The organism is Aeromonas sp. HMWF014 (assembly GCF_963878295.1).
Classification (GTDB): Bacteria; Pseudomonadota; Gammaproteobacteria; order Enterobacterales; family Aeromonadaceae; genus Aeromonas; species Aeromonas popoffii.
In genome coordinates this window covers 1-7,917 of record NZ_CAWNYS010000189.1, presented here as the reverse complement: position 1 = coordinate 7,917, position 7,917 = coordinate 1, and the positions used below count along the sequence as shown (strand labels likewise).

Annotated in this window: 8 protein-coding genes and 2 pseudogenes; 7 read left to right on the top strand and 3 right to left on the bottom strand. The window is 61.6% G+C overall.

Annotated elements, in window-relative coordinates:
• Together AAC083_RS07425 and AAC083_RS07420 are read right to left on the bottom strand one after the other, a co-directional pair.
• Window positions 1-865: AsmA family protein (locus AAC083_RS07425; protein WP_146181611.1), on the bottom strand; the 865-nt coding region annotated here is incomplete at its 3' end.
• A 193-nt stretch (window positions 866-1,058) separates the two neighbouring features.
• Complete coding sequence (locus AAC083_RS07420) at window positions 1,059-3,206, bottom strand: prolyl oligopeptidase family serine peptidase (protein ID WP_108536208.1); 2,148 nt, start codon at window positions 3,204-3,206, stop codon at window positions 1,059-1,061.
• 280 nt (window positions 3,207-3,486) lie between these two features.
• Between AAC083_RS07420 and AAC083_RS07415 the strand changes: the two are divergent.
• The 6 genes and pseudogenes from AAC083_RS07415 to AAC083_RS22950 form a co-directional block, all read left to right on the top strand.
• Window positions 3,487-3,696: pseudogene (locus AAC083_RS07415) on the top strand (threonine synthase); the annotation flags it as partial.
• Window positions 3,693-4,358 carry an amino acid ABC transporter permease gene (locus AAC083_RS07410; RefSeq protein WP_108536207.1) on the top strand — a complete coding sequence of 222 codons (666 nt, stop codon included), beginning with the start codon at window positions 3,693-3,695 and terminating at the stop codon, window positions 4,356-4,358. The pseudogene AAC083_RS07415 and the gene AAC083_RS07410, both read left to right, overlap by 4 nt.
• 92 nt (window positions 4,359-4,450) lie before the next feature.
• On the top strand, window positions 4,451-5,113 hold the full coding sequence (locus AAC083_RS07405) for an amino acid ABC transporter permease (protein WP_108536206.1): 663 nt from the start codon (window positions 4,451-4,453) through the stop codon (window positions 5,111-5,113).
• Window positions 5,110-5,871, top strand: coding sequence for an amino acid ABC transporter ATP-binding protein (locus AAC083_RS07400; protein WP_108536205.1), 762 nt, complete (start codon window positions 5,110-5,112; stop codon window positions 5,869-5,871). Before AAC083_RS07405 ends, AAC083_RS07400 begins: the two co-directional genes overlap by 4 nt.
• Window positions 5,868-6,704: a transporter substrate-binding domain-containing protein gene (locus AAC083_RS07395; RefSeq protein WP_108536204.1), complete on the top strand. Its 837-nt coding sequence runs from the start codon at window positions 5,868-5,870 to the stop codon at window positions 6,702-6,704. Before AAC083_RS07400 ends, AAC083_RS07395 begins: the two co-directional genes overlap by 4 nt.
• A 269-nt stretch (window positions 6,705-6,973) precedes the next feature.
• A pseudogene (locus AAC083_RS22950) lies at window positions 6,974-7,093 on the top strand (DNA-binding response regulator); the annotation flags it as partial.
• On the opposite strand, the gene AAC083_RS07385 reads toward AAC083_RS22950, so the two are convergent.
• The gene (locus AAC083_RS07385; protein WP_108536203.1) at window positions 7,092-7,586 is read right to left on the bottom strand and encodes an NUDIX hydrolase; all 495 of its coding nucleotides are present in this window, start codon (window positions 7,584-7,586) and stop codon (window positions 7,092-7,094) included. The pseudogene AAC083_RS22950 and the gene AAC083_RS07385 sit on opposite strands and share 2 nt — an antisense overlap.
• Before the next feature lie 112 nt (window positions 7,587-7,698).
• Here AAC083_RS07385 and AAC083_RS07380 point away from each other — a divergent pair.
• A partial coding sequence (locus AAC083_RS07380) for a hypothetical protein (RefSeq protein WP_219927872.1) occupies window positions 7,699-7,917 on the top strand: 219 nt, incomplete at its 3' end.

Sequence of the window (7,917 nt, the reverse complement as noted above, 5' to 3'; positions counted from 1 at the left end):
CCTCCAGGGTGCCGGCCAGGGTCGGTTTGTCCGCAGCCCCCTGTACGCCGCTCAGGTTCAAAGTGAGGCTGCTCCACTGCCCCAGTGCCATCCGGTCAGCCTTGAGGGAGAACGCATCGAGCCGCTGCGTCGGCGCACTCAGGCTGCCACTCAGGCTGAGATCCTTGAGTTCGCTGGCTGTTGCCTCCCGGGCCAGCTTGAGCCGAGCCTGCCCCTTGATATCGAAAACAAGATCCCCGCGTGCCCCCCTGGCGGCCAGGGTCACCGGCACCCACTGATCCACCGCCAGCTGACCCAGGTTGAGATCGAGCTGCTCGAGGCGGGAAATGGTGCCGTCGCGATCGTCCTGCAGCAGGGCACTGGCCTGTTCCAGCACCACACCCTGCAGGCTGATCTGCCAGGTCTGGCCATTACTCGCAGGGGGCTGGCGCTGGCCACCTGGCGCGGGCTCGCTGCCCTTTGCCGACTCAGGGGCCTTGATGAGATCGCTCAGGTTGGAGCTGCCATCGGCTTTGGTCTGGATGAAGAGGTGCGCCCCGTTCAGCGTTACCTCGCCAATCTCCAGCCGGTGGGAGAGCAGCGGCAGCAGGGCTACCGAGGCCTGCCCCCGCTCGAAGCGCACCAGATCCGGCTCGGCAAAACCGGCCGGGTTGCGAAGCGCCACCTTCTCGAGGGAGAGGCCCAGGCTTGGCCAGAAACGCCAGCCGATATCCCCTTGTATCACCAGCTCGCGGCCCGTGCTCTTGCGCACCTGATCCACCAGCTGGGGCTTGAACTGATTGGGGTCAATCAGGCTCACCAGAGCGACTATCGATACCAGGGCGGCCAGCGCAAGCCCCAGCAGTATGTAAATGATCTTCTTCACGATGGACTCCTTGAATACTGATCCTGTTACTGACTATACCACCGGGGGCGCGGCGGATGACCTCCGTCGCCCGAAACCGGATCGCGGCGAGACAGGGATGGTCGCACCGCCGGAGGCTGACAACGAAAAGGGCCCCGCAGGGCCCTGATCTCGCGGGGTGACAGGCAGTTGCCAGTAGCCTATCTCGCCTGGGTCATGGTTGGCGCGGCAGTTGCCGGTAGCCCATCTCATGAAGGGTAAAGGCGTAGATATCCGCACTCTGCTCGATCAGCTTGGCCACCGGCGTGCCCGCCCCGTGCCCGGCATTGGTTTCGATGCGAATGAGCTGGGCGTTGGGCCCCGCGTTGTCGGCCTGCAGGGTGGCAGCAAACTTGAAGGAGTGGGCTGGCACCACACGGTCGTCGTGATCCGCCGTGGTCACCATGGTCGAGGGATAGCTGACCCCGGCCCGGATATTGTGCAGCGGCGAGTAGCCCTTCAGATAGTCGAACATGGCCTCGCTGTCGGCACTGGTGCCATAGTCGTAGGCCCAGCCCGCCCCGGCGGTAAAGGTGTGATAGCGCAGCATGTCGAGCACCCCCACAGCAGGCAGGGCGACCCGCATCAAATCCGGGCGCTGGGTCATGACGGCCCCCACCAGCAGGCCGCCGTTGGAGCCGCCTCTGATAGCCAGCCGGTCCGTGCGGGTGTAACCCTCGGCCTTGAGGTACTCGGCCGCGGCGATGAAGTCGTCGAACACGTTCTGCTTGTTCATCTGGGTGCCCGCCAGGTGCCAAGCCTGGCCGTACTCGCCACCGCCACGCAGGTTGGCCACCGCATAGACGCCCCCCAGATCCAGCCAGTTGGCGACCGAGACGCTGAAGCTCGGGGTCAGGCTCACGTTGAAGCCGCCATAGCCGTAGAGGATGGTCGGATTGCTGCCGTCGAGCTTGAGCCCCTTGCGGTAGCTGATGATAAGCGGCACCCGGGTGCCATCCTTGCTCAGGTAGAAATGCTGCTCGGAGACGTAATCCTCCGGTTTGAAGGGGGCAGCCGAGGCGCGATAGAGGCTGATTGCCCCGCTGTTGGGCTCGAACTTGTAGAGGGTGGGCGGCTGGGCATAGTTCTCGAAGCCGAAGTAGAGCGCGGGATCATCGTGCTTGCCATTGAAACCGCTCACGCTGCCAAGCCCCGGCAGCGCCACCTCGCGCACCCGCTTGCCGTCATGGTCGAACTGCTCGATCCGGGCGGTGGCATCCACCATGTATTCGGCGAACAGGTAGCCGCTACCGCTGTGCACCGTCAGCACCTGCTGACGCTCCGGGATGAGATCGCGCCAATGTTCGGGGCCAGGGTTGCCCGCATCCACTGTCACCAGCCGGCGGTTGGGGGCATCCCGGTTGGTCAGCAGGTACAGCGTGCTGCCCCGGTTGTCCACCAGGTTCACGTCTGCAGCCAGATCCCCCTGCACCGTCAGCAGTGGAGACCCCTCCCGGGTCAAGTCCTTCACATAGAGGCGGTTGCCCGAGGTAGAGTTGGCCGCCGAGATGAGCAGGTAGCGATCATCCTCGGTCACGGTCGCCCCCACGTAACGGTGCTGCTGGGCCGGGATGGCGCCAAACACCAGCCGATCATCTTCCTGCGCCGTGCCGAGTCGGTGGAAGTAGAGCTTGTGCTGATCGGTCTTGGCCGACAGCTCGCTGCCATCCGGCTTGTCGTAGCTCGAGTAGAAGAAACCCTCGTTGCCAAGCCAGCTGATGCCGCTGAACTTCACGTCCCTGAGCGGCACCTCCAGTGGCTGCTTGCTCTCCACGTCCATCAGGTGGATCTCGCGCCAGTCGCTACCGGCCAGCGACAGGGAGTAGGCAAGCGTCTTGCCGTCACGAGAGAAGCTCAGCTGATCCAGTGCCGTAGTGCCATCGGGGCTGAGCAGGTTGGGATCGAGGAACACCTCGGCCGGCTTGCCCGCCAGCTGGCGCCACAAGACATGCTGGTTTTGCAGACCGTCGTTCTTGAAGAAGTAGTGATAACGCCCCTCGCGAAACGGCACCCCCTCCTTGGCGTAATTCCAGGAGGCGGCCAGCTTGCCCTTGATGGCATCGCGAAACGGGATCTGTGCCAGATAATCCTGAGTCATCCGGTTCTGGGCCCTGACCCAGGCCTCGGTCTCCGGGCTGCGATCATCCTCCAGCCAGCGGTAGGGGTCGGCCACGGCCTGACCGAAGTAGTGGTCCACCTGCTCGCTCTGGCGGGTGACGGGGTAGTGAAGGCGCGCTTTCCCTGACATGGCATCCTCTTTGGTTGACTGGCCGCTGCAGGCACTCAGCAGTGACAGGGCCAGCAGGCTGACAATGGCTCGCATCGATGCGGCTCCCTGCGGTGTCGGTGAAACAGGCAGGGTAACAAAGAGTGCCGGATGGCCCAACCCCCCAGAGGCTTGGCTGGCGAATACCCCCTGCGAACCGACACTGGCATGGGTGAGCGGAGTCATATGAATTTTTTCGCTTAAGTTTGCCACTTTATGTTGTTTGTTATCAGGCACTTTGGCCACAAGATGGAATAAGCAACTGACTTCGACGACTCATTCAGGATAACGCATGCCCTACAGCTACCTATCACATCTGCGTTGCAGCAAGACGGGCGAGATCCGCCAGCTCGCCTCTCAGGAGGGCCGCTTCGTCTGCCCGGAAGGGGCGGCCGCCTTCGCCGCTGCCGGCCAGTTGGGTGAAGCAGGCAGGATCCGGGAGGGTGAACGGGTGGTGATGCTCAACACGGGGATCGGCATCAAGTACCCGGACACCATCACTGTGTTGCCGCAACGGCTGCGCCGTGACGGGAGGATACCAGCATGACTTTCGACTGGGCGTTCATCCTCACCACACTGCCCGCATTTGGCAAGGCGGTCTGGGTCACCCTGCAGCTCGGCACCATAGTGATCTTCAGCTCGCTCACAGTGGCGTTGCTCAACGTGATCCTGCTGAGCCTGCACAAGCCGTCGCTCACGGCACTCATCCGCGCGTATGTGGAGCTGGCCCGCAACACGCCACTGCTGATCCAGTTGTTCTTTCTCTATTTCGGGCTGCCAGCGCTGGGGCTGTCGTTGTCAGGTTTCGCCACGGCGGTGATCGCCATGACCTTCCTCGGCGGTGGCTATCTGACCGAGGCGCTGCGTGCAGGCATTCAGGCGGTGCCCGCCAGCCAGCTGGAGGCGGGCCGGGCCATCGGTCTCTCCCGCTGGCAGCTGCTGCGCCACGTGCAACTGCCCCAGGCCTGGCTTGCCAGCCTGCCCGCGCTGTTTGCCAACTTCATCTTTTTGCTGAAAGAGACCACGGTGGCCTCGGCAGTGGCGGTGCCCGAGTTGCTCTATACCACCAAGAATTACATCGCCCTCTACTACAAGACCTACGAGATGCTGGCGGTACTGACCCTGATGTGCGTGCTGATCTTTCTGCCGCTGTCCCTCGCTCTGCGAATCGTTGAAAGGAGGCTGCAACATGGTCAGTTCGGTCACTGAGTCGCTTGAACGAGCATGGCTCCTGATGAGTGTGCCGAACGCCCTATCATCGTCATCACAGGCCCTGCGAACCTCGAAAAGGAGGGTTCAGCATGGCCAGTCCGGTCACTGAGTTGTTGGCACAAGCGCTGCCACTGCTGGCGGTGGGCGCGGGCCAGACCCTCGCCATCTCCCTGCTTGCCATCCTGTTTGCCACCCTCGGCGGTGTCGCTTACGGCGTGCTGGCACAACAGGGCGGTCGGTTGGTTCGAGGGCTGCTGCGCTGCTATCTCGAGCTGTTTCGGGTGGTGCCGGTGCTGGTATGGCTCTATCTCTTTTTCTTCGGGTTGCCGATCTTTTTCGGCCTCGATATCCCGGCCTTCTCGTGCGCCGTGCTGGTGCTCGCCCTCTGGGGCGCCAGCGAGGTGGGGGAAGTAGTGCGCGGTGGTCTGCGGTCGCTGGCCCGTGGTCAGCAAGAGGCCGGGCTGGCGCTCGGGCTCTCGACCTGGCAGCTCTATCGCCATGTGTTGCTGCCTCAGGCGTTGCAACGGCTGACGCCGCCGACCATCAACATCTACACCCGCATCATCAAGACCAGCTCGCTGGCGGTGCTGATCGGGGTGGTGGAGGTGATCAAGGTGGGCCAGCAGATCATCGAGCGCACCTACGCCTCGGTACTTATCTACGGTCTGCTGTTTCTGTTCTTTTTTCTGGTCTGCTATCCGCTCTCGCTCGCCTCGCGCCGGCTGGAGCAAAAATGGGGTAATGCGGTATGACACCTCTGCTTGAACTTAAGCTCGTCAGCAAACAATTCGGCTCAAATCTGGTACTGGATCAGGTCAGCCTCAGCGTGCGCGCCGGTGAGGTGATCGTCATCCTGGGGCCGAGCGGCTGTGGCAAGAGCACCTTGTTACGCACCCTCAACGGGCTCGAGCCCATTCAGGGGGGCGAGATCCGCTTCGATGGTGCGCTGCTGGATGGCGCAACCGACTGGCAACGAGTGCGCCAGCGGATCGGCATGGTGTTCCAGAGCTATCACCTCTTCCCCAACCTGACGGTGCTGGAAAACGTGCTGCTTGGCCCCGTGCAGGTGCAAAAACGGGAGCGGGCAGAGGCGCTGCTGCAAGCCGAGCAGCTGCTGACCCGCATCGGTCTGTGGGAACGACGCCATGACTATCCGCGCCAGCTCTCCGGTGGCCAGCAGCAGCGCATCGCCATCGTGCGGGCGCTGTGCATGAACCCGCAGGTGATGCTGTTTGACGAGGTAACTGCCGCCCTCGACCCGGAGATGGTGCAGGAGGTGCTGGAGGTGATCCGTGATCTCGCCGGTAGCGGCATGACCCTGCTCATCGTCACCCACGAGCTGGCCTTCGCCCGGGCGGTGGCGGATCGCATCGTCTTTATGGATGGCGGCCACATTCTGGAGCAGGCCGCACCCCATCAATTCTTCGACAATCCCAGGAGCCAGCGTGCGCGCCAGTTCCTCGCCAAGTTTTCTTATACGAATGTCATCAAACGAAAGGAGTCAGCATGAAAAAAATCACCTCGGTTCTGTTTAGTGCTTTGCTGGGACTGGGTCTTGCCAGCGGCGTTGCCCATGCGGCGGACGGTTCCCTCGCCAAGATCAAGGCGCGTGACAAGCTCATCGTTGGCGTCTTCACCGACAAACCGCCGTTTGGCTACGTGGACGATAAGGGGAACTACGTCGGTTTTGACACCGATCTCGGCCGCCGCTTCGCCAAGGATCTGTTGGGGGATGAGAGCAAGATCGAGTTCGTAGCGGTGGAGCCCGCCAGCCGCATCCCCTTCCTGCAGAGCGACAAGGTGGATCTGATCCTTGCCAATATGACAGTGACCCCGGAGCGGCGCGAGGTGGTGGATTTCACCAACCCGAACCTGCGAGTGGCGGTGCAGGTGCTGGTGCCGGAAGGGAGCCCGGCCAAGAAACTGGATGATCTGGCCAGCAAGACCCTGATCGTTACCACGGGCACCACGGCCGACATCTGGCTGACCCGCAATCATCCGGAGTGGAAAGTGCTCAAGTTCGAGAAGAATACCGAATCCTTGCAAGCGCTGGCGCAGGGCCGTGGCGACGCCTACGCCCAGGACAATCTGGTGCTGTTCAGCTGGGCCAAGGAGAACCCGGGCTATCGGGTGCTGCCCGAGAAGCTGGGCTCGGAAGATCCCATCGCCCCGGCGGTGAAGAAGGGCAATATCGAGCTGCGTGATTGGGTCAACGACCGTCTCGCCAAGCTGGGTGAGGAGAAGTACCTGCTCGAGCTCTATGACCAATATGTGCGCGATCACTTAAGTGCCGATACCGATCCCAATGATGTGATAGTGGAAGGAGGAAAATGGCAGGGCTGAGCCCGCCAGGGTAAACGCTGAGAGTGTGAAGTCTTGGTTCCGTTGGTCCGCAAACCGCAAGGTTTGACCTTTCAGGCGCCCCCCTCGGGTGGCGCCTTTTTTTCGCATGCAAAAAAGAACCGGGGGGCGGTTGAAAACCCGCTCAGCGCGTGGTGTGTCGCCTCAATGACTCTCTTCGGCGTCTTCGCGCATGTATGGGGTCCATCCTCGCCGCCCGCAGCGCCAGGAAGAAGCCGAACAGCACGCCAAGCAGGCTGGGTCTTGGCACCATGCAGAGCGAATACCTGGGCAATGGAGGCTTTTCCACCACCCGTGTGCTGACCCGCAAGAGTGGCGTGCAGCACGCCCTCTCGGGCAATGATGCCGCCGTGGCGCTCGACATCATGCTCACCGCCTTTGCAGCTGGCCGATGGCCATGCCTGTGGATCGGAAGGCAAACTCGGTGGGTGAAAGGTCAGCCAGCTTGCGCCACTCGCAGGCAGCCACATCGTCGGCCGCAACGACGGCAGGCTTGTGTGCCAGTTCCAGTATGAAGACGGTATCGCAGGTGTGATAGACCACATCGTCATAGGGATAGACATTGGCAAAGGAGCCGACATAGCGAGGCACCTCTCTCCCCAGATCCAGCCCCAACTCCTCTTTTAGCTCCCTGACCAGCGCCTCCTCCAGCGACTCACCGGGATCGACAAAGCCGCCAGGCAGATCCAGTAATCCCTTGCCTGGGGCTCGCCCTCGCACCGCAACCAGCACTTCATCCTGCCAGCACAGTGCCACCATCACGGCCGACGCCACGTTCTGGAAATAGTGGAAACCACAGCCACAGACGAACTCTTTCTCACTGCATTTTTGCAGCGATTTGATACCACAGCGCGGACAGAACATAGGGGCAAATATCCCATTTAAAACCAGAGGAGATTGTATGCCGACAGCATCATCAAATGGAAAGGCCTTGCGGAGCGTTGACAGTTAATATCGCCAAGAGGAAATGAAGTCAGTGGAACTGAAGAAAATACAGAACGAAAAAAGCACGGTCGTTAGACTGGGCTTATTGTTAGTGGCGGAGTGGACGAAAAGACGACCCCCAGCTCAAGCACAAGTGACAAGTGACAACCGACAGGGACAGAGTCGAGAGTGGCAGCCCCGCCTGGTGCCCCTCGCATCCTTATTCCCGTTCACAAATGCCAAAAAGCAAAAAGGCCTTCCCGATTGGGAA

Excerpts from the sequence above, each read along its gene's own strand:
- AAC083_RS07410 (WP_108536207.1), top strand. The coding sequence starts at position 3,693 with ATGACTTTCGACTGGGCGTTCATCCTCACCACACTGCCCGCATTTGGC.
- AAC083_RS07400 (WP_108536205.1), top strand. The coding sequence starts at position 5,110 with ATGACACCTCTGCTTGAACTTAAGCTCGTCAGCAAACAATTCGGCTCA.
- AAC083_RS07385 (WP_108536203.1), bottom strand. The coding sequence starts at position 7,586 with ATGTTCTGTCCGCGCTGTGGTATCAAATCGCTGCAAAAATGCAGTGAG.
- AAC083_RS07395 (WP_108536204.1), top strand. The coding sequence starts at position 5,868 with ATGAAAAAAATCACCTCGGTTCTGTTTAGTGCTTTGCTGGGACTGGGT.
- AAC083_RS07405 (WP_108536206.1), top strand. The coding sequence starts at position 4,451 with ATGGCCAGTCCGGTCACTGAGTTGTTGGCACAAGCGCTGCCACTGCTG.
- AAC083_RS07420 (WP_108536208.1), bottom strand. The coding sequence starts at position 3,206 with ATGCGAGCCATTGTCAGCCTGCTGGCCCTGTCACTGCTGAGTGCCTGC.